This window comes from Dietzia sp. JS16-p6b, from assembly GCF_003052165.1.
In the GTDB taxonomy this organism is placed as follows: Bacteria; Actinomycetota; Actinomycetes; order Mycobacteriales; family Mycobacteriaceae; genus Dietzia.
The window spans coordinates 2,302,009-2,321,434 of record NZ_CP024869.1 but is presented as its reverse complement, the minus strand read 5'-3'; the positions used below and the strand labels follow the sequence as shown (position 1 = coordinate 2,321,434).

General features: G+C 70.2%; 18 protein-coding genes. 8 read left to right on the top strand and 10 right to left on the bottom strand.

Going from position 1 to position 19,426, the window contains the following annotated elements:
• Positions 1-31 precede the first annotated feature (31 nt).
• Positions 32-1,240, top strand: coding sequence for a sterol desaturase family protein (locus CT688_RS10600; RefSeq protein ID WP_107756868.1), 1,209 nt, complete (start codon positions 32-34; stop codon positions 1,238-1,240).
• A 284-nt stretch (positions 1,241-1,524) separates the two neighbouring features.
• On the top strand, positions 1,525-1,665 hold the full coding sequence (locus tag CT688_RS17330; protein WP_156607202.1) for a hypothetical protein: 141 nt from the start codon (positions 1,525-1,527) through the stop codon (positions 1,663-1,665).
• Here the strand turns inward: CT688_RS17330 and CT688_RS10595 are convergent.
• From CT688_RS10595 to CT688_RS10580, 4 genes are all read right to left on the bottom strand, one after another.
• Positions 1,632-2,540: an SDR family oxidoreductase gene (locus tag CT688_RS10595; RefSeq protein ID WP_107756867.1), complete on the bottom strand. Its 909-nt coding sequence runs from the start codon at positions 2,538-2,540 to the stop codon at positions 1,632-1,634. The genes CT688_RS17330 and CT688_RS10595 overlap by 34 nt on opposite strands.
• Positions 2,537-3,724, bottom strand: coding sequence for a hypothetical protein (locus tag CT688_RS10590; RefSeq protein WP_107756866.1), 1,188 nt, complete (start codon positions 3,722-3,724; stop codon positions 2,537-2,539). The genes CT688_RS10595 and CT688_RS10590 overlap by 4 nt, the downstream gene beginning before the upstream one ends.
• Positions 3,725-3,821: 97 nt before the next feature.
• Positions 3,822-4,841 (bottom strand): AraC family transcriptional regulator, encoded by a 1,020-nt coding sequence (locus tag CT688_RS10585; RefSeq protein ID WP_197431409.1) that lies wholly within the window; start codon positions 4,839-4,841, stop codon positions 3,822-3,824.
• 52 nt (positions 4,842-4,893) lie between these two features.
• Positions 4,894-6,252 (bottom strand): flavin monoamine oxidase family protein, encoded by a 1,359-nt coding sequence (locus CT688_RS10580; RefSeq protein ID WP_107756865.1) that lies wholly within the window; start codon positions 6,250-6,252, stop codon positions 4,894-4,896.
• A 122-nt stretch (positions 6,253-6,374) separates the two neighbouring features.
• Between CT688_RS10580 and CT688_RS10575 the strand changes: the two genes are divergently transcribed.
• A complete protein-coding gene (locus tag CT688_RS10575; protein WP_107756864.1) occupies positions 6,375-6,911 on the top strand; it encodes a hypothetical protein in 537 nt (178 codons plus the stop codon).
• Positions 6,912-6,959: 48 nt separating this feature from the next.
• Here CT688_RS10575 and CT688_RS17480 read toward each other — a convergent pair whose 3' ends face one another.
• The gene (locus CT688_RS17480; protein WP_182612762.1) at positions 6,960-7,121 is read right to left on the bottom strand and encodes a hypothetical protein; all 162 of its coding nucleotides are present in this window, start codon (positions 7,119-7,121) and stop codon (positions 6,960-6,962) included.
• A gap of 215 nt (positions 7,122-7,336) precedes the next feature.
• Here CT688_RS17480 and CT688_RS10570 point away from each other — a divergent pair, with 215 nt between their 5' ends.
• Genes CT688_RS10570 through CT688_RS10560 form a run of 3 tightly spaced genes read left to right on the top strand, consistent with a single transcriptional unit; the run spans position 7,337 to position 9,274 of the window.
• Positions 7,337-7,732, top strand: a complete 396-nt coding sequence (locus CT688_RS10570) for a GntR family transcriptional regulator (protein WP_107756863.1) — start codon at positions 7,337-7,339, stop codon at positions 7,730-7,732.
• Positions 7,692-8,450, top strand: coding sequence for an ABC transporter ATP-binding protein (locus CT688_RS10565; RefSeq protein ID WP_231750291.1), 759 nt, complete (start codon positions 7,692-7,694; stop codon positions 8,448-8,450). Before CT688_RS10570 ends, CT688_RS10565 begins: the two co-directional genes overlap by 41 nt.
• On the top strand, positions 8,447-9,274 hold the full coding sequence (locus CT688_RS10560; protein ID WP_107756861.1) for a hypothetical protein: 828 nt from the start codon (positions 8,447-8,449) through the stop codon (positions 9,272-9,274). Before CT688_RS10565 ends, CT688_RS10560 begins: the two co-directional genes overlap by 4 nt.
• Positions 9,275-9,320: 46 nt before the next feature.
• Here the strand turns inward: CT688_RS10560 and CT688_RS10555 are convergent, their stop codons facing one another.
• Complete coding sequence (locus CT688_RS10555) at positions 9,321-10,073, bottom strand: PadR family transcriptional regulator (RefSeq protein WP_197431408.1); 753 nt, start codon at positions 10,071-10,073, stop codon at positions 9,321-9,323.
• Between the two features lie 251 nt (positions 10,074-10,324).
• Here CT688_RS10555 and CT688_RS10550 point away from each other — a divergent pair, with 251 nt between their 5' ends.
• Both CT688_RS10550 and CT688_RS10545 read left to right on the top strand, forming a co-directional pair.
• Positions 10,325-11,188: a Bax inhibitor-1/YccA family protein gene (locus CT688_RS10550; RefSeq protein WP_107756860.1), complete on the top strand. Its 864-nt coding sequence runs from the start codon at positions 10,325-10,327 to the stop codon at positions 11,186-11,188.
• Positions 11,189-11,692: 504 nt separating this feature from the next.
• Entirely contained in the window at positions 11,693-12,907 is a 1,215-nt protein-coding gene (locus CT688_RS10545) for an IS30 family transposase (RefSeq protein WP_107757906.1), read from the top strand.
• Between the two features lie 432 nt (positions 12,908-13,339).
• On the opposite strand, the gene CT688_RS10540 is transcribed toward CT688_RS10545, so the two are convergent.
• Genes CT688_RS10540 through CT688_RS10525 form a run of 4 tightly spaced genes read right to left on the bottom strand, consistent with a single transcriptional unit; the run spans position 13,340 to position 19,376 of the window.
• Complete coding sequence (locus tag CT688_RS10540; protein ID WP_107756859.1) at positions 13,340-14,560, bottom strand: acetyl-CoA C-acetyltransferase; 1,221 nt, start codon at positions 14,558-14,560, stop codon at positions 13,340-13,342.
• 27 nt (positions 14,561-14,587) lie between these two features.
• Complete coding sequence (locus CT688_RS10535; RefSeq protein WP_107756858.1) at positions 14,588-15,784, bottom strand: SGNH/GDSL hydrolase family protein; 1,197 nt, start codon at positions 15,782-15,784, stop codon at positions 14,588-14,590.
• Positions 15,781-17,139, bottom strand: coding sequence for an McrC family protein (locus CT688_RS10530; protein WP_107756857.1), 1,359 nt, complete (start codon positions 17,137-17,139; stop codon positions 15,781-15,783). Before CT688_RS10530 ends, CT688_RS10535 begins: the two co-directional genes overlap by 4 nt.
• The gene (locus CT688_RS10525; RefSeq protein ID WP_197431407.1) at positions 17,136-19,376 is read right to left on the bottom strand and encodes an AAA family ATPase; all 2,241 of its coding nucleotides are present in this window, start codon (positions 19,374-19,376) and stop codon (positions 17,136-17,138) included. The genes CT688_RS10530 and CT688_RS10525 overlap by 4 nt, the downstream gene beginning before the upstream one ends.
• Positions 19,377-19,426: the final 50 nt, after the last annotated feature.

Sequence of the window (19,426 nt, the reverse complement as noted above, 5' to 3'; positions counted from 1 at the left end):
CGAAGGTGATCCACGTCATATCCTTAGCGACGTGAAGATCGATCTGACGGTCCTGGCGATCCCCGGTTTCGTCGCGGCGATGGCGGCCGAGTACGCGTGGCAGTCCCGCAATCCGGCGGAGGGGGAGCGGGCCGGCGACTACGAGTTCGCCGACACCATGGCCAGCCTCTCGATGGGCGTGGGCAGCCTCGTGGCCCCGTACGTCGCGGGCAGGTTGCTCGCCCCGGTCACGCCCCGGACCGGTAAGTACGCCAAGGCGCTGATGGGTCTGTCGCTCGCGGCCGCGGCGGTGGCCACGGCGGGAGACGTGTGGCGGCGCACCCGGACCACGGGGTTGCTCGACGCGGGCGCGGTGCCGTCGAGGGTGGCATCAGGTGTGGGCCGGAGACCGGGCAACGACGACGACGAGGTCCCCACCACCCACGCGTCGCCCGTCGCGGGGTCCGCGCCCGTGCCCGCCGCAGGAAGCGCGCAGGTGCCCACGGATCAGGCTCTTCAGGTGCCGCCCGCGCTACGACGCATCACCGGCGGGTCGGCGGTCACGGCACTGGCCTCGGCGGTCGTCACGGTCTCGACGTTGTGGAGCGCGGAGACGGCCGCCAGGAAGCTCTTCCGGTTCTCTCCGCTCGACCTCGGCTCGGGGCCGCTCGCCTACATGGTGGCGATCCTGGGGTGGGACTTCATCTACTACTGGAACCACCGCTTTGACCATGAGAGCCGCTGGCTGTGGGCCATGCACGTGGTGCATCACTCCAGCGAGCGCTACAACCTCTCCACGGCCCTGCGCCAGCCGGTGGCCGAGGCGTTGACCATCTATGTGCCGTACGGGCTGCTCTCGCTGCTGGGTGTGCGGCCGACGCTGGTGCAGGACGCGCGCGCGATCAACCTGATCTACCAGTTCTGGATCCACACAGCGGTGATCCGGTCCATCGGGCCGCTGGAGAAGGTGTTCAACTCGCCCTCCCACCACCGCGTGCACCACGGCAGCAACCGCGAGTACCTGGACCGGAACCACGGCAGCATCCTCATCGTGTGGGACCGCCTGTTCGGCACCCACGAACGCGAGGGGGAGGAGGTGGTCTACGGGCTGACCACCAACATCGACACGTTCAACCCGTTGCGGATCGCCACGCACGAATGGATCGCGATCGCCCGCGATGTCTTCCGCTCCGAGACCTGGGCCGACCGGGTCGGGTACCTGGTGCGCGGGCCGGGATGGGCGGGGGCGCGACGGGCGTAGAGGGCGCTGACCTGGGGTGCCCTGCGCGGGCCGTTCAGGGCACCGCAGGTCAGGGGTGTCCGCGGTCGTCGGATGGTGGGTGCTCACGTGCGCGATTCACCGGTTCGTGAACCAGTCGAAGAACCTTCGCGTTGACCTCTTCCGGTCCCGGGCTCACCCGTCTCACGAGTTCGCTGCAGACGAACTGCTTGACAGACTGGAAGGCCGCCGCACGGTAACGGGTGCCCGGTAAGGTCCGATTTCACGAGCAAGGCACCGCACCCGAATTCACAAGGAGTGACGTCGTGTTTCCATTCGGATCGATCGACAACCCGCTGCGCTATCTCTTCGGCCCCGGTCCGGGTGAGGCGTCCTGCCTGGCGCTGACGCCCGAGTGCATGGGCCTCATCCCCTACCTCGCAGCCCGGTTCGGCGCGGGGTCCTGACCCTCTGGGTTCTCCAGGAGTCGGCGCTGCGCCTGGCGCCCCAGGGCCGCCATGAGGGGTAGGCCCGCCACTGCCAGCCGCGGAAAGGTCGCGCCCAGGTGCGCGAGACCTCCGCGCCACGCCGGCACGGACGTCACCGGGCGGGGGGAGTCCAGCACCGCGCCGACGGCGCGCACCACGTCGCCGGGCGTGAGCAGTGATCCGGAGAACGACAGGGCGGCCTGCGGGTCGGTCAGCTTGTCGTGGAGCATCGGGGTCCAGATCCCGTCAGGGCAGATGCAGGAGATCGCGATGTCGTGGATCCCCGCCAGCCGCAGGTCGATGGCCGTGCTGGTGCTGAACCCCATCACGGCGTGCTTGGAGGCGGCGTAGACGGCCTCACCCGGCACGGCGGAGATCCCGGCGAGAGAGGCGATGGTGATGATGTGCCCGCCGCCGCGGTGACCGCCCGTGTGTCCGCCACCGTGGCCGGCGCCACAACCATGGCCCCGGCCGCGCATCGCGTCGATCGCGGCGACGGTGCCGTTGATCGCCCCGAGGGTGTTGACCTCGATGAGCAGTCGCCGTTGCTCCTCGCTCTGCTCCCACGCCGGGCCCGTGAGGAGCACGCCGGCGTTGTTGACCCACACGTCCAGGCCCCCCGTCTGCTCGACGAGCGCATCCCGAGCCATCTCGATCTGCCGGTGATCGCGGACATCGACGGCCGCCCAGCTGGCGTTCGCCCCGAGGTCGGCGGCGGCCGCGGCGGCGGTGTCGGCGTCGACGTCGGTGACCATCACCCGGTATCCGCGTCCGGCGAGCATCTCGGCGATCTCCCTGCCCACCCCGCGACCGGCACCGGTCACGAGCGCGCTGCGCGGCCTCGTCGTCGTCACTTCTCGCTTCCCAGTCCGGAGCGGATCCGGCCGTAGGAGATGCCACCGTGGCAGTAGGTGGGCACGACCGGCCAGAAGCGCTTCCAGGGGACGAGCTCGGTGGAGGGCAGGATCTGGAGCCAGCGCGGGTCGCCGGGGCACGGGTCCGCCATGGTCTTCTCCTTGATCATGGAGTCGTACTGATCCAGGGAGTCCTCGAGGGTGTTGGCGTTGGGACAGATCTCCCGGCCGAACTGCTCGTGGTACCGCCGCACGCCCGGGATCCGGGACAGCTCCGGCTGCCAGTTGTCCAGCGAGATGCCGTTCTCCGAGGACACCCACACGCCGTCCGGGGTGTTGACGACCAGCGAGTGGTTGCCGTCGGTGTGTCCGGGGGTCCACAGCAGGGCGATGCCGGGGCCGAGCTCGATGTCCCCGTCGAACACCGCGAACTTCGAGCGGTCGACCCCGCCGAGACCGTCGGCGACGTACCACGCCCACTGCATGGGGTGCAGGTCCTCGAGCGTGGCCAGCTCACGTCGGTGGACCAGCAGCCGCGCGTCTCCGAACAGTGGGTCGCGGGGCGCGGTCTCCCCGGGGATGACCTCCGTCGAACCGAGGATCATGCGCGGGTCCTGCACGTGCAGGTGGTCGAAGGTGCAGAAGTCCACGTCCTGCGGCGTGAGCCCGACCCTGGCGAGCGCCTGACCCGGCTCGTTGAAGTACTTGAGGATCAGCTTCACGGCCAGGTTGCCGCCGGGGACCTTGTCGACGAGCGCCTGGAGGTTGTCGTAGAAGGGCGCCTCGGCGGACCCCGCGGGGACGGTCGGCTCGAACACCAGGGTGCGGGGGCGGCCGTTCCAGTCGTCGTACTGCACCACGATCATCCGGTTGATCATGGTGATCAGCGGCAGGCTGGGGACCGAGACCGCGTTGTTGAACGCGTACTTGACCGGGTACGGCGCCGCCGCCACGTCCACGGACTGCACCGCCCGCACCTGCCCCTGCTGCACGAACCGCGTCTTGTACTCGGCGGCCGCCGCGCGCACCGCCCGCAGGCGTTCACCCCGGGGCCACACGTCGTGGACACCGTCGAACTCGGGGATCGAGCGCGCGCCGATCTGCTCGAGCATCTCCTCGGTGGACTGTTCCCGCAGGGTCTGCTCCTGCAGTTCCCGGTCGCCCAACTCGTGTTCGCGCAGCATCACCGCTCCTGTTCTCCTCGGGGCGCCGTGGCTCTCCCGGCGCCGTGCTCCTGACGGGTACTTCCAGGATCCGGTGTCCGTCGCCGCCCCACTTGTCTCAGCGCGACACTCTCCCCCGGCGTCGGAGCTCGCCGGGGGAGACGCCGAACCACCGCCGCACGGCGTGGCTGAGCGTGGACTGTTCGGAGAACCCGACCAGGTCGGCGATCTGCGTGAAGGACAGGTCGGTGGTCGTGATGAACCGGTGTGCCCGGTCCCGCCGCAGGTCGTCGACGACCCGGCCGTAGGTGGTGTCCTCCACGACGAGGTGGCGCTGCAGGGTTCGCGGGTGGATCGCGAGCGACGCCGCCACCTCGGCGAGTGCCGGGACCCGCCCGGGAAGGCGCTCGCCCACAGCCCGGCGGACCCGACCCGCCATCGAGCGGGCGGGGTCGGAGTAGGTGCCCGCCAGGTGGTCGAGGGCGGCCTGTCGGATCTCCTCGTCGGCGGTGGCGAACGAGGCGTCCAGGATCCTGCGCTCGACGCACAGCGCGGCCACGGGGCGGTCGAACTTGATGTCGGCACCGAAGAAGTCCAGGTAGCGGTCCACGGGCGAGAGCGGCCCGTGGGTCAGCTCGACGGATCGGAGACCGGGACTGCGCCCGAGCAACTGCACCGCCATCCGGTGGAACAGGCCGAGCCCCAGCTCGATGGCCTGAGGGGAGTACGGCGACTCGGACAGCTGCTTGCGGTAGGTCAGCGCGATCACTCCGCGCCGGTTCCACGGGTCGTCGTCGACGCCGATCGTCAGCGCGGGGCTGTGGACGAACAGGAAACGCGCCGCGCACTCGAGCGCCTCGGTGGCGGTGGAGCTGGGGCGGATCGCCCGGGCCACGGGACCGAGGATGGAGATGTCCTGTCGGTCGGCCAGCCGCAGCCCGAAATCCGGGCACTCGAGCGCGGCAGCGGCGGCGTCTAGCATCTGGTCGTGCGCGGTGATCGAGATCAGGCCGTCGTCGCCGGCGAGGGCCTCGGCCGCGATGCCGTACTGGTCGAGCAGGTGCTCGGGGTCCCCTCCGAGTTCGCTCACGAGCGGGGCGAAGCCGCGAAGGCTGGCGGTGCGGATCAGCGGCTGCACGCCACCACCCGGGCGCTACCGTTCCGCCAGGTGACCACGGACTCCGGGCTGCTCACCCGGGCACACCGATCTCCCCGGCCACCCGACGGCCCGACTCGACAGCCCCGTCCATGTACCCGGCCCAGCGGGTGGCGGTCTCCGTGCCCGCCCAGTGGATCGGGCCGACCGCGCGGCGCAGGTGGGGTCCGAAGCGGGTCAGGGTCCCGGGCGCGGCGAACGCGCCGTAGCACCCGCGGCTGTACTCCTCCTCCGCCCAGTCGCGCTCGATGTAGTCGACGGGTTCGCGGGCCCGGGGCCCGAAGTATCCGGCGAGATCCTCGAGCACCTGCGCCCGACGGTCGGCGGGCGTCATGCGCGAGCACCGGTCCGCGTGTCGGCCTTCGAGGAATCCGACCAGCACCCCGGGGCCACCGCCCGCGGCGCCGTGGGGGGTGTTGTCGAAGACCGTGCCCAGCGGGCGGGTGTCGCTGTTCGCCTGACCGCTCCAGCCGTCGGCGCGCCAGAACGGCTCCGGGTAGGCGACGTTGACCTTGATCACCCGTCCCATGGGCAACCGTTGGACGAGCTGGTCGCGGTCCCCGGGCAGGCCGGGGGAGTAGCGGATCCTCGACGCGAGCGGCGGAGGAACGGCGACGACCACGTGGCGCGCGCTCACGGTGCGGTGGCCGGTACGGACGCGGACGGAACCGACGTCCCACTCGACCGCGGTGACCGGGCTGTCCAGCACCACCCGTTCGCCGAGTTGCCGCGCCATCTCGATCGCGATCGTCTGCGCCCCGCCTACCACGCGGTCCTGCTGCGCTCCACCGGCGGTGTCGATCATCGCGTCCAGTCCGCCGGCCGAGCCGATGTAGAACGCCGCCCACAGCGCGGAGAGGTCCTCGGGGCCGGTCGAGAACACAGCCTCGGTGAGGAGTCGGTAGAACCCGCGGGCCCGCGGGGTGCGGGCGGTGCGTCTGAGCCAGGTGTCGAACGTCTGCGAGTCCAGGCGGTCGGCGCCGGAGGCGTTCCACGGGTCGTCGAGCGGGATGCGGGCGGCCATCCGGTCGAGCCGCCACTGGGTCTGGGCGATATCGGCCAGGGTGACCGGGTCGAACCTGGGGATCCGGCCGGTGTACTCCGCCCTGGCGCCGCCGAGTTCGGCGATGTGCCGGCCCTCGACGTGGGTGGGGAAGGTCTGCAGTCCCAGTTCGCGGATCAGTGCGAGGACGTGGTGTTGAGTGGGGCCGACCCACTGCCCCCCGACCTCGATGGGCTGGCCACCGGCGAGCGTGGCGCCCAGTAGCCTGCCGCCCACACGGTCCCGGGCCTCCAGAACCATCACCTCGTGGCCCACCCGGGTCAGCTCACGCGCGGTGACCAGGCCGGCGATCCCCGCCCCCACGACCACCACGTCCACCGATGAGTCCATTGTCGAGCCTCTCCACGCCCTCGAATCGCAGACATTCCCACAGTATTCCGAGCCCCCGCCGGCCCGGGTCAGGACAGTGAACTCGACGCGACGGACCCCTGCCGTCTGCCACCCTTGTCGGCATGGACACGGACAGGCGATCCCTGCCGCGCAACTCGTGGCTCTCCCGGGGCGAGCCGCTCGATCGTGACGACGCGGCGAGCAGGATCAGCGCTTACATCTACGGCAACATCCTGGTGCTCGCGGCGCTCGTGCCGATCGTCCAGAGCGAGAAGTACGTCGGGATCGCGATAGTGCTGGGCACCGCCCTGTCGACGTTCATCGCGCACGTCTTCGCCGAGGCGGTGGGCCACGGCGTGCGTGAGGGCGAGCCGCTGAGCCGCGCCGAGCGGCTCGCCGAACTGCGGAACTCGGTGCCGATCCTGAGCTCGGCGGTCCTGCCGTCGCTCATCCTCGCGGTCGGGTGGATCGGGGTGATCGAGCACGGTACCGCCATCCTGCTCGCGGAGATCACCGTGCTGGTGCGGATCGGCGGCGTCGTCTTTGTGATCGGCCGACTCAACGGCGAACGGCCCGATCGGAGGTGGCTCCTCGGCGCGGCGGCACTCACGGTTGTCGCCGTGGCCGTCGTGGCGCTCAAGGTCGCTCTGACGCACTGAGCCGGCGTCACCGGTCGATCATCCGCACCGGCCGTTCCGGCCGACCGGTCACCTCCCGAACAGCCTCGCCAGGAACCCCTCCGCGGGGGCCTTGGCGTGACCGGGGCACCGCTGGGACCTGGGCACGGCGGACATCACCTGGTCGACGTGCATGCCGCACCCGGCCCACGTCGTCTTTCCACAGGTCTTACAGGTGGCGGGTCTGCACATGGTCGTTCTCCTCAAGGTCACAGAGTGCGGGGTCAAGGGCCGCGGGATCGTCGCGAGGTCTCCAGGCGAACGGTCGGCTCGCTCGGGCCTCGACAGCCAGCATACATACCCTAGGGGGTATAGACAATGAACGCGCGACCAGCCTTGTCTTGACTCCCTCGTCGATGAGTGTCACTGTATTAAGCACCTAATACAGCGACACGGACGGGGGCTCGATGCAGTTCGACACCGCCTCTCCGATCTGGGTGCAGCTCGTCGAGGAGTTCTCGCGGCGCATCGTGACCGGGGAGTGGGCGGCGGGCGCGAGGATGCCCGGGGTCCGCGAACTGGCGTCCGACCTGGGCGTCAACCCCAACACCGCACAGCGGGCACTGGCCGAGTTGGAACGGCTCGAGCTGTGCCGATCCGAGAGGGCCAGCGGGCGATACGTCACCTCCGACGACGCCCGCATCGACGAGGTCCGTGCCGACCTCGCCTCCGGCGCCGCCCACGAGTTCATCCGTCGGGTCCGCGGCCTGGGGATGACGCAGGACAAGGCCCGAGCACTACTGGACAACAGATGGGACGACCATGACCACACCACTGCCCATGCGCACGACGGAGGTGCCTGACGTGAGCATCGCCGGGAACGCCGCGCCTCCCCTCGTCGAGGCCTCGGGGCTGCGCATGAGTTACGGCTCCACGACCGCGTTGGACGCGCTCGACCTCCGCCTGGCTCCGGGCCGGATCGTGGGACTGCTCGGGGAGAACGGCTGCGGTAAGACGACCCTCCTCAAGATCCTCGCCGGCGTGCTCTCGGGATACTCCGGCAGCGTGCGGATCGACGGCCACGCCCCCGGACCCGAGTCCAAAGCGATCGTCTCCTTCCTGCCCGACACCAGCTTCCTCCCCGATTCCGCACGGGTGACCTACTGCCTGGAGCTCTACGCCGACTTCTTCTCCGATTTCCGCACCGAGAAGGCCCGAGACCTGATCGGGTTCTTCGGTCTGAGCGAAACCGCCCGGCTCAAGGAGATGAGCAAGGGCATGCGCGAGAAGGTCCAGATCGCGCTGGCCATGTCCCGTGACGCGAAGGTGTTCCTGCTGGACGAACCCATCTCCGGCGTCGACCCGGCCGCACGTCAGCTCATCCTCGACGGAATCCTCCGCAACCTCTCCGAGGACTCACTGCTCCTGATCTCCACGCACCTGGTGCACGACCTGGAGCCCATCCTCGACGCCGCGGTGATGATGCGCCACGGCCGCGTCCTGCTGCAGGGCGACGCCGACGACCTCCGCGGCCAGCACTCCGCCAGCCTCGATCAGATCTTCAGGGAGACCTACCGATGACGACGACACTGCTCAAGCACGAATGGTTGCGTACGCGTGGGGCGCTCGGGACGACTCTCGGCATGATCACCCTGATCGGAGTCCTGGGCAGTCTGCTCGGGGCCGCCGGATGGCCCCTTCTCTCCCAGTTCGGGATGGCCCTGGGCGTGTTGGCCGCGATCGTGGCGGTCCCGGCTGTCCAGTTGACCCTCGCCGCCGATTACTGGCGTACCGGGTACGGCCGCACCGGGTACTTCACCCACTCCATCCCCGTCCGCGGCTCGACCATTTTCTGGGTCAGGTTGGCGTGGGCGATGATCGCCTCGCTGGCCGCGCTCGTCCTCACCGCCGGGCTCGCGCTGCTCGCCTGGTGGGCGGCCGCGTTGCATTCGGGGATCACCTCGCCGTCGTCGTCAGTCCTGTCCGACACCTGGACCACGGTGACCACGGCCGCGCCGCCCTGGATGATCGCCGCCGGGCTCATCGTGGGCCTCTCCTCGTTCCTGATCTGGCCGGTCTACTACTACTTCGCGGTCTCGGTGGGGCACGAGCGGCGACTGGCGGCTCTGGGCGCCGGTGGGCCGGTCGTGGTGTTCGTCGTGATCTACGTGGCCACTCAGGTGCTGTCGCTGCTGGCGATGATCGCGCTGCCGTTCGGCGTCGCGATGGGCGCCGGCAACACCCTCGAGTTCGTGCGCGTCGACGTTCTCGGCGAGCTGGCCGCGGGCGCGGCCGCCCAGAACGACGTCATGCCCGTCGGCTTCCTGGCCGCGTCGGCAGTGCTGGCGGTGTACTGCCTGTGGCGCACCGCCCGCTCGTGGGATCACAAGGTCGCCCTGGTCTGATACCGGTCGGGCCCCGGGTTCGGACGCCCGGGGCCCGACACCCGCGTCAGTCCCCGGCCTCGGCGAGGAGCCCGTAGAGGCGTTTACGCAGGGCGACCAGTTCCCGGGTGGCCGCCTCTGCGGCGGCCGGGTCGCCGGTCTGGACGACCGCCCGCACGGCCATGGCGGCCTCGCCGAAGGCCTTCCAGAGGTCGGCGTCCCCGCCCAGGCGGGAAGCGGCCTCCTCGGTGGCGTCGTCCCACGGGGCCGGGCGGTCCGCGAGCTGTTCGACCTCCGCCCGCCCGGCGTCGGTGAGCTGGTAGTGCTTGGGCCCGGCGTCCTCGGCGGGACCGATGAGGCCCTCGTCCTCCAACAGCGAGAGTGCCGGGTAGACCGCACCCGAGCTCGGCCGCCAGGTGCCCCCGCTGCGCTCGGCCAGTTCGCGGATGATCCCGTATCCGTTCTGGGGCCCCTCCGCCAGGAGCAGGAGCACGCCGTGCCGGACATCACCTCGCCGGCGTCGCCGCTGGTGCCCGCGCCGCATCCCGGGACCGTCATCGAACGCGCCGAAGGCCCCTCCCGGGCCGAAGGGACCACCGGGTCCGAACGGTCCGCCCGGACCGAACGGGCCACCAGGACCGAACGGCGTGCCGGGCCCTCCCGGGCCGAACGGCGCCGCGCCGCCACCGTGCTCGTGACGACGGCCCCTGTGGTGTCCGTGCTGACGGCCGGGGCGGCCGCCTCGCCGGGGATGTCCGCCCCGGCCCGGTGTCGCCGACGGGCCGAAGTCGCCCGGCCCGTATGTGTCGTCGATGTTCATCGCGACTCCTTCCGATCTGGGGTGCCTGGTTGGCCCCCGTCTGTCTTGAAGTATCCGCGCCATTCTCAAGAATGTCAACGACATATCGATAACTGACGGTTGCGTCGAGTGGTCCACCGGTCAGGCAAGATAAGAATCAATGCGGGGAACACTCAGGTGCGCCCACGCGTTGACCCAGTACGAGTGATTCGTCGGTGACCCGGCGGGGACTCTCGCTACACGACCTTCCCCGACAATCCGAAGGGACCTCGATGCGCAGCAGTAGCAATCCGGTCTTCAGCTCTCTGTCCCAGGACAGCGCGCGTGGCGCCACCCACCTCGGTGGCGCGGGCCGTGCCACCTTCCAGCAGGGCCAGTACGGCCACCAGGGCTTCGGTGCCCAGGCCGGGTACGGTGCGCCCCAGGCCCATCCGCAGTTCGAGGCGGACACGCGGCCCATGACGATCGACGACGTCGTCACCAAGACCGCCATGACGCTGGGTCTGCTCAGCATCGTGGGCGTGATCGCGTTCTACATGATCAGCGTCAACCCCGGTCTGCTCTTCCCGTTGCTGCTCGTCGGCGGTATCGGTGGCCTCGTCGTGGTGCTCATCGCCACCTTCGGCCGGAAGATGGACTCCGCTCCGATCACCCTGACCTACGGTGCGCTCGAGGGGTTGTTCGTCGGCGCGGCCACGTACCTGTTCACCGCCGACATCCAGGGCGGTGGCGTCCTCGGTGCGGTCGGCGCCGCGATCCTCGGCACCATCGGTGTGTTCGTGGGCATGCTGTTCGTCTACAAGACCGGCGCCGTTCGCGTGACCCCCAAGTTCACGCGCTTCCTCACTGCCGCCATCGTGGGCGTGCTGTTCGCGGCGCTCGGCAGCATCGTGCTCAGCTTCTTCACCGGCGGCTCGAACCCGCTCTACAACGGTGGCCCGATCGCGATCGCCTTCTGTCTCCTGTGCATCGGCCTCGCCGCGTTCAGCTTCCTGCTCGACTTCGACAACGCCGACCGCCTCGTTCGTGCGGGTGCCCCCAACAAGATGGCGTGGGGCGTCGCGCTCGGCCTGACCGTCACCCTGGTCTGGCTGTACATCGAGATCCTGCGCCTGATGAGCTACTTCCGCGACTGATCAGCGCGAGCGGTAGCGCCTGCGGCCCCGGCTCCTGACACGGGAGCCGGGGCCGCAGTCATTTCCGGGGTGTGGGCGAATTCTAGGAGTCGTTGCAACACCTGAGTGTGATCGAGGTGTTGCGTTGTGGCTGCTGAGGGCTCTGTGTGGGAGATCTCGCCGGTGCAGGAGTCGGAGCTGGAGTCGCTGGTTTGTGGCGGGCTTTCGGTTCGTGCGGCGGCCGGCCGGGTCGGGGTGCATTACGGGCGGGCGCTTGCGTTGGCGCACTCGCGCAAGTGGCCGGTGTCGACGAAGCGGCATTCAACTGGTGACGAGCGAGCGACGATCAGGGCGGCGTTGGCGTCGGGGATGGAGCCGATGGACGTCGCTCGTGCCGTCGGGGTCGGCTCGTCGGTGGTGTACCGGGTCGGGATGGCCGCCGGGTTGTGGGTTCGCCACTGCGATGGCGTTACCCGCAAGTCGACGACCAGGCGGTGCGAGTACCTGCTCTTGCGGGCCCGGTCGATGGATCGTCGTGGGGCGGCCAAGGCGGTGGGGATCAGCGTCGAAACGGCGCTGGACTGGGATAAGGGCGTGACCAAACGCAATGGTCAGCCACGATCGGCGTTTGTCCCCGCCGGCCCGGACGTCGGCCTCTATAACCGTCTGATGAGTGTCTTGGAGTGCGTCCCGGGCCGCCAGGCGGTGCCGGTGGAAATCGTGCCTGTCGAGCGGGTCGAGAAGGTCATCTCGAGCCGTTACCTGTCAGTACTCGAGCGGGAGAAGATCGCCGACCTGCGCCGGGCGGGCAAGGGCATCCGCGAGATCGCCCGCCAGGTAGGCCGCAGTCCCGGTACGGTCTCTCGCGAGATCGCACGTAACAGCAGCAATGAGGGCCGCTACGAGCCACATCAGGCCCACCGGCGCAGCGTGCTGCGACGGTTCCGGCCCAAGGTCGCCAAGATCGCCGCCAACCCGGCTCTGGCGGCGTTCATCCAGGAGCGGTTGTCGCTACGGCACTCGCCCGAGCAGATTGCCGGAGCGTTGCGCCGGCAGTTCCCCGACGATCAGGCTATATGGGTGTGCGTCGAGACGATCTACCAAGCCCTGTACCTGCAATCCCGCGGTGGCCTCAAGCGGCAGGTCCAGGCAGCTCTCCGGACCGGTCGTGCCAGGCGGATCCCTCGCAAGCGCCCTGATCAGCGGCGCAGCAGGTTCGTCGATGAGATGGTGATGATCTCCGACCGGCCCGCCGAGGTCGAGGACCGGGCGGTGCCCGGCCACTGGGAGGGAGATCTAATCCTGGGCGCCGGGAACGCCTCGGCGATCGGCACCCTGGTCGAGCGCAGCACCCGCTACGTCATGCTCGTGCACCTGCCAGATGGCCACACCGCCGAGGCCGTCCGAGACCAGCTCGTCAAGGTCATCTCGACCCTGCCCGAGCACCTGCGCGGATCGCTGACCTGGGACCAGGGCTGCGAGATGGCCGGTCACAAGTCGTTCTCGATCGCCACCGGCTGCCCGGTGTACTTCTGCGACCCGGCCAGCCCCTGGCAGCGGGGATCGAACGAGAACACCAACGGGCTGCTGCGCCAGTACTTCCCCAAGGGAACCGACCTGAGCGTCTTCGGCCCCGAGGATCTCGAGCACGTCGCCCAGGAGCTCAACGCCCGCCCCCGCAAGACCCTCAACTTCGAGACCCCCGCCGAACGGATGCGAGACCTACTAGCCTCAACCTAGGAATCCATCGTGTTGCAACGATCCCTAGAACCCGAGGTGGGCATCTGGGTGGCGTCGGCGTTTCGGGCGCAGGGTGCTGGAGCGGGGCGGCGGTGAGGGATGTGGCGCTGAGGTGATGAGGCGCTGAGGTGATGTGGCGCTGAGGTGATGAGGCGCTGGCGAACAGCGCGGAGCGGGGCGGGCGGCGGCCCCTTGGTCCGGGTTACGCGTCCGGAATGGACCAATCACGACTCGCAAGTGGGTCCGAGGCGGGCAGAGAGAACGCGGAACCCGAGGAGGCGCGCCCACCTAACGACGCGCGGGGGGGCCCACCCGACGAGAAGAGCGTTCCGGACACGTACCCCCAGGGAAACGTGTCCGGAACGCTCTTGTCGATACCAGGCCGGGCCGGGTGGGCCCGGGGCGCGCGAGCTCAGGCGGCGCGGCCGAGGATCAGCTGAGGCGCTCGAGCACCATCGCCATGCCCTGGCCACCGCCGACGCACATGGTCTCCACGCCGAACTGCTTGTCCGCCGCCTGCAGGTTGTTGATGAGCGAGGCGGTGATGCGGGCGCCGGTCATGCCGAACGGGTGGCCCAGCGCGATCGCGCCACCGTTGATGTTCAGCTTGTCCTCCTCGATGCCGAGCTCACGGGCGGAGCCGAGCACCTGAACGGCGAAGGCCTCGTTGATCTCGAACAGGTCGATGTCGGAGATCGACTTGCCTGCGATCCGCAGCGCGTTCTTGACGGCCTCGACCGGGCCCAGGCCCATGATCTCGGGGGACAGGCCCGAGACGCCGGTGGACACCACGCGCGCGAGCGGGGTGAGGCCGAGCTCCTTGGCCTTGGTGTCGCTCATGATGACGAGTGCGGCGGCGCCGTCGTTGAGCGGGCAGCAGTTGCCGGCGGCGATGGTGCCGTCGGGGCGGAACACCGGCTTGAGCTGCGAGATCTTCTCGTAGGTGGTGCCGGGCCGCGGGCCGTCGTCGGTGGAGACCACGGTGCCGTCGGGCATGGTGACCGGGGTGATCTCGTTGGCGAAGTGGCCGTTCTCGACGGCGGCGACCGCGCGGTTCTGCGACCGCACGCCCCAGTGGTCCTGCTCCTCGCGGGTGATGCCGGTGATCTGCGCGACGTTCTCCGCCGTCTGGCCCATGGGGATGTAGACGTCGGGCAACTGGTTGTTCTCACGCGGATCGGTCCACGTGGGGGCGCCGCCCTCGGCGCGGGTGCCGGTCAGGGCCTCGGCGTCGGCGAAGATCGGGTTGTGGGTGTCCGGCCAGTGGTCGGAGGTGCCCTTGGCGAAGTTGGTCACGGTCTCGACACCGGCGGAGATGAACACGTCGCCCTCGCCGGCCTTGATCGCGTGCAGCGCCATGCGGGTGGTCTGCAGCGAGGAGGAGCAGTAGCGGTTGACCGTGGTGCCGGGGACGGTGTCCAGGCCGGCGAGCACGGAGACGACGCGGCCCATGTTGAAGCCCTGCTCACCGCCCGGCAGGCCACAGCCCAGCATGAGATCGTCGATCTGGGTGGGATCGAGCGACGGCACCTTGTCCAGCGCGGCCTTGACCATCTGGGCGGTGAGGTCATCGGAGCGGATGCCCACGAGGGACCCCTTGTTGGCGCGCCCGATGGGGGAGCGGGCGTACGAGACGATCACGGCTTCCGGCATGGAAAGCTCCTTCGTTGCAGTTGAGTGCTATGTGTGGTCGGTCGGGTGACCGGGGTCCGACTGGTCCCGCGAGGGGCGGGCCAGGCGCAGGATCCGGCTCCGGCGGCGGAGGGTGTCCGCAGCCTCGCGGGCATCGCCAGTGCTCTCTGGGTCGCCGTCCACGTCCTCATTATGCAGGTACGTGTTCTCGTCGGCGTCGTCCGCGTCCTCGTGGGTCCGGACGAAGTCGGTCAGGCGCTTGGTCAGCCTGGCCACGACCGACTCGCGCTGTGTGTGGTCCGGGTCGAGTGCGTCCGACGCGGCGGCGGTCTCCGCGTCGTCGGCGGCGCTCTCCGCGGCCTCCAGCGACTCGGCGGCCTCGTCGGCGTCGTGGGGTACCTGCTCCTCCGGGACCTCGTCCCACACCCCGAGCGCCACGCACACGGCGGGCAGCAGCAGCCCGGCGGCGAGTTCGTAGCCGGCGGAGTTGGGGTGGAAGCGGTCGGGCGAGAACAGGCTCTCACCGCGTTTGTGAAACTCCGGGGCCAGCGCCTCGGCCAGCGAGACCGGCACCCCGCCCGCCCGGCGGACCTGGACCGCCTGAGCCGCGGCCAGGCGCCGGCTGAGGGTGGCCATGACCGATCGCAATGGTTGCGGGACGGGCTTGATGGTCCCGAGGTCGGGGCAGGTGCCCACCACCACGTGGGACCCGCCCCCTCGCAGCGCCTCGACGGCCTCACCCACCCGTCGCGCCGACGGGCCGATCGCGTTGCGGGCCGTGATGTCGTTGCCGCCGATGAGGATCACCGAGATGTCGGGATCGCCGTGTGCGATCTGCATGGCCTCGACCTGGCCCGCGAGACCTTTGGAGGTGGCACCGACGATCGCCTTGATGCTCAACCGCACGTTCCACCCCGCCTCCTCCGCCAAGCCGCGGGCGAGGAGGACGCCGGGCAGCTCGCCGGGGGAATCCGCGCCCAGGCCGGCCGCGAGCGAGTCGCCGAAGATCACCATGTGGACATCGCACGTCATGCCGGGGCGCCACGGCTCGGCGGTGACGGCCCCGGGGCGATAGAGGCCGTCGCCGTCGAAGGGGCGGGAGGTGGGTTTGGGGATCACCCGCCGGGCGGTTCTGGCCTGCTGGGCCAGGAGTTCGTACGCGCCCCGGTAGGCGCCGACCGTGCCCACGGCCACCAGAGCGAGGTTGACGACGATCTTGCGCGCCGGATCATCTGCGTCGGTCATCTGGCGTGGCGTCTCCCTCCGGTGCGGTGGCGTGCGGTGCCGCGTGCCGCGAGCTCGCGGGCCTGCTGTGACAGTTCGACGATAGTCCTGCGCGCCTCGGCGGGCCCCATCGAGAGATCGACCGGGTACTCGACGATCGAGATATCGGTGTGCACTATCCGCCGCGGTTGCGGTGCGTCGTCGCGGCGCTGGGCCGGATAGACGAGGAAGGCACGGTCCACCCCGAGTGCGGTGCAGGCCGCGAGCAGGCGGTAGTGCTCGGCGGCGCGGGCCCGGCGGTCGGTGGGATACGTGGGGACGAAGGTGGTGACGGGTCGGCCCTCGACCTCGTACACCAGCCCGGTCCGCACCGAGATGTGGTCGCCTTCCGACTCGGGAGCGCTGTGGCGACCGCGCCCATCGGCGGAGTCCTCTCCGGATCCGCCCTCGACCCCGGAGCGCCCCTCCGGCGTGCTCTCCTCGATCCCGGAGTCGAGGTGGACGACCGGGTTGTGCAGCACCCGGCCCCCACAGCCGTCGAGGGCCGCGGTCAGTTCGGCCTCGACGAAACGCTCGAACAGCTCCGGCATCTCGGTGACGAACGCGGCCGACGCCGCGTGACCGTCCTCCACCTCGACGGAGATGCGGCGCACGATCCGGTCGGCCAGGGCGAGCGCGTTCTGGAACCGGGCGTTGAGACGGGTCCGCGTCCAGGCGGGGACCGGGGCGCCCTGGCCGATGAGCGTGGCGTCCGCGAGCCGCGCGTCCACCATCGCCAACCGTCGCCGGGTGGCGTCGGGCAGGTCGGGCAGGAACTGCAGACGGTGCGCGGCCGTGCGCAGGATGCGGTTCTCGGCGATGTCCGGGGTGAACTCCGAGTAGGTGACCTCCAGGGGGATGGTCATTCCCGGGTGGCGGCGGATCTGGTCCCCAAGGCGGATCCGTCCGCGCACGGTGGTCAGTGCCTCGTCGACCCTGCGGTACCCGCGCAGCAGCCCCGACGACAGGGCCTGATGCGCCAACGCGGCCATGGATTCGGCCACGGAGACCCACAGCTCGTCGTCGTCCCTCGCCTGGACGGCGGACGGGAGGAACGCCGACTCGGCCGCGTGGTCGAGCAGGAAGAACAACTGCGTCAGGCCGAGGTTGGCCGCGGGCAGGACTCTCACGGCCAGGCCCTCGACGCGGACCGAGCCGACGCTGCCGCACGGGATCAGCCGCCAGGTGTCGCGGCCGGCGGGCAGTACCTCGACCAACCCGGTCTGCGACAGGTGCTGAGCGCCCTCCCAGCTCAGGGTGACGAGCCGGCCGCGTCTGTCGAACTCGTCGAACTCGATGGTCTCCGACGCCGCGGAGCCCGCCGAGGGGGAGGTCACGCCCGGCCGATCTTCCGACGCAGTGTGGCGAGCCCGAAGCGCTCGTGGACCTCGGCTCGCGACAGGCGCCCGTAGTAGTGCTCCTCGAGCAGCGGGAGCAGGTCGTACCGCCAGATCGCCTCGAGCCCGCCTGGGTCGGTGGCCCGGTCCTTCATGAAGTACGACGGACCGATGCGCAGGTCGCGGTCCGAGTCGTCGATCTCCGAGTTGAGCGCCTCCAGCAGGTCGGCGGGCTCGGTGGTCTCGCCGCGGGCCTCGAGGTGCCGCCGCAGCACCCCCGCGACGGGCGGGGTGTCCGGGTGGAGTTCCATGAACGCGAACCGCCGCCGGATCGCCGCGTCGACCATGGCGATCGACCGGTCGGCGGTGTTCATGGTGCCGATGATGAACAGGTTGCGCGGCAGCCGGAACGAGGTGTCGGGACTGTACTGGGGCAGGACCGTGCGGTCGCGGTACTCGAGCAGGAAGTACATCTCGCCGAACACCCGCGCCAGGTCGGCCCGGTTCATCTCGTCGATGATGAGGAAACTCGGGTGCTCCCGGCCGGAATCCGACGTCGCGCGCGCGGCCTGGCGGCGCAGCGGGCCGGCCTGAAGGGCGAAGCCGGGCTGGCCCGATTCGGTGAGGGTGGGACGGTAGCCCTCGAAGAAGTCCTCGTAGGCGTAGCTGGGGTGGAACTGGACGAGCTGCACGCGGCTCGGGTCGTCGGCGCCGGCGAGGAAGCGGGCGAGTTCCTGCGCGAGGTAGGTCTTGCCGGTGCCGGGGGGCCCGTAGAAGACGATCTGTTGCCGCTCCTGCAGGGTGTCCACGATCTCCTGCAGCTCCCTGCGCGGCATGTGCAGGCTGTCGGCGAGCTCGTCGGTGATGTCGGGGAGGGTGGGAACCGTTCCCGCGCCCGGGGCCTCGGCCACCTGGGACTCGGCGGAGTGCCGGCCGGGGTGCATGGCGGCGAGCAGGGCGTCCAGGCCGTCGGTGAGGTCCACGACCGTGCCGGGCTCCCCGATCAACTCGGAGAGCGGGCTGGGGAGGGTGTCCAGGTCGAGCGTGACCGAGTGCCACCTCACCGAGCGCTCGAGTTGCTGGCCACCGTCGTCGACGTAGCCCAGGTCGTCGGTGAGGGTGCCCAGGTGCAGTTTGGCGTCGGCGACCGTGGCCACCACGTCCTGGGGGCTCATCCGGGACAGGAAGGTGTGCAGCTCGGCCGTGAGCTGGAACCGCGCCTGGTAGTCCAGGTGCGGATAGCCCTGCTCGACGGCCTGGGACACCTCGAGCCGACTGGCGTGCGCGGGGATGCGGGGCAGGTGTGAGGCGGGCAGCGCGATCCGGTTCTGCGCGACCCACTGCCCGGCCTGGCCGACGCCGCCACGTCCGGGCCGGACCAGCCACGCGCGGCGGGAGTGGTCGTCGCGGTGGCGCTGCCACTGGTTGGCGATCGCGCCGCGGTACCAGTCGACGGGTTGCCCGAGTTGGGCGGTGAGGGTCTCGGCGATGCGGTGCAGGTCCTGGTCGATGTCGAGCTCGTCGATCCCGGACGGCCCGCCGATCAGCTCGGCGAAGGCGTCGCGGATCCGGGTCTTGTGCTCGTGCTTGACGACCGGCTGGAAGTACCCGGGCCAGGCGAGATACTGCAGGCTGTAGCGGATGGCCCGCCAGTCCCCGGGCGTCGAGCGGGCGGCGCGCTGGAACTCCCACGGGTCCGTGAGCGCCGCGTCCCGCTCGGCCGACTCCAACTCGGCCCAGTGAATGATGAACGTGCACAACCACCGCAGATGTTCGCGCATCTGGACGTTGAACCCCAGGCCACCGGTGAGCGGGCCCTTCTCGCCGAGCGCCTCGTCGAGGGCCCTGGGGATCTCCGGAGCGTCGTCCACCCAGGACAGGACGTCCCGGATCCGCCCCCGCTTGAGGCGCGCGGTGACCGTGGACAGGGGCAGCTGCTGGATGTACAGGAGCTCGGCGGCCAGCAGCACCACCGGACGCGGGGCGCCCTCCAACTGGTCGTGGAGCGCCTGCATCACGGGGGAGCGGGTGGAGCCCCCGGAGTCCTCGTCGGTGTGCTCGTCGGCGTCACCGTCCAGGCGCCGGACCAGCTCCTCCGCGACCTCGGGCGTCCAGGTGTAGAGCTCGTCGTCGAACGGTGACTGCCCGGTGCGCAGCGCCGGTCCCAGGACCTGCTCGGCCGCCGCCTCGATCTTCGGTGCGGGGCCCAGAGGCCTGTCATGGGAACCGTCTGTCACGTGGGACTCCTGCTACGCCGGCGCGGGAACGGGCTGGTCGACCCGGGCCC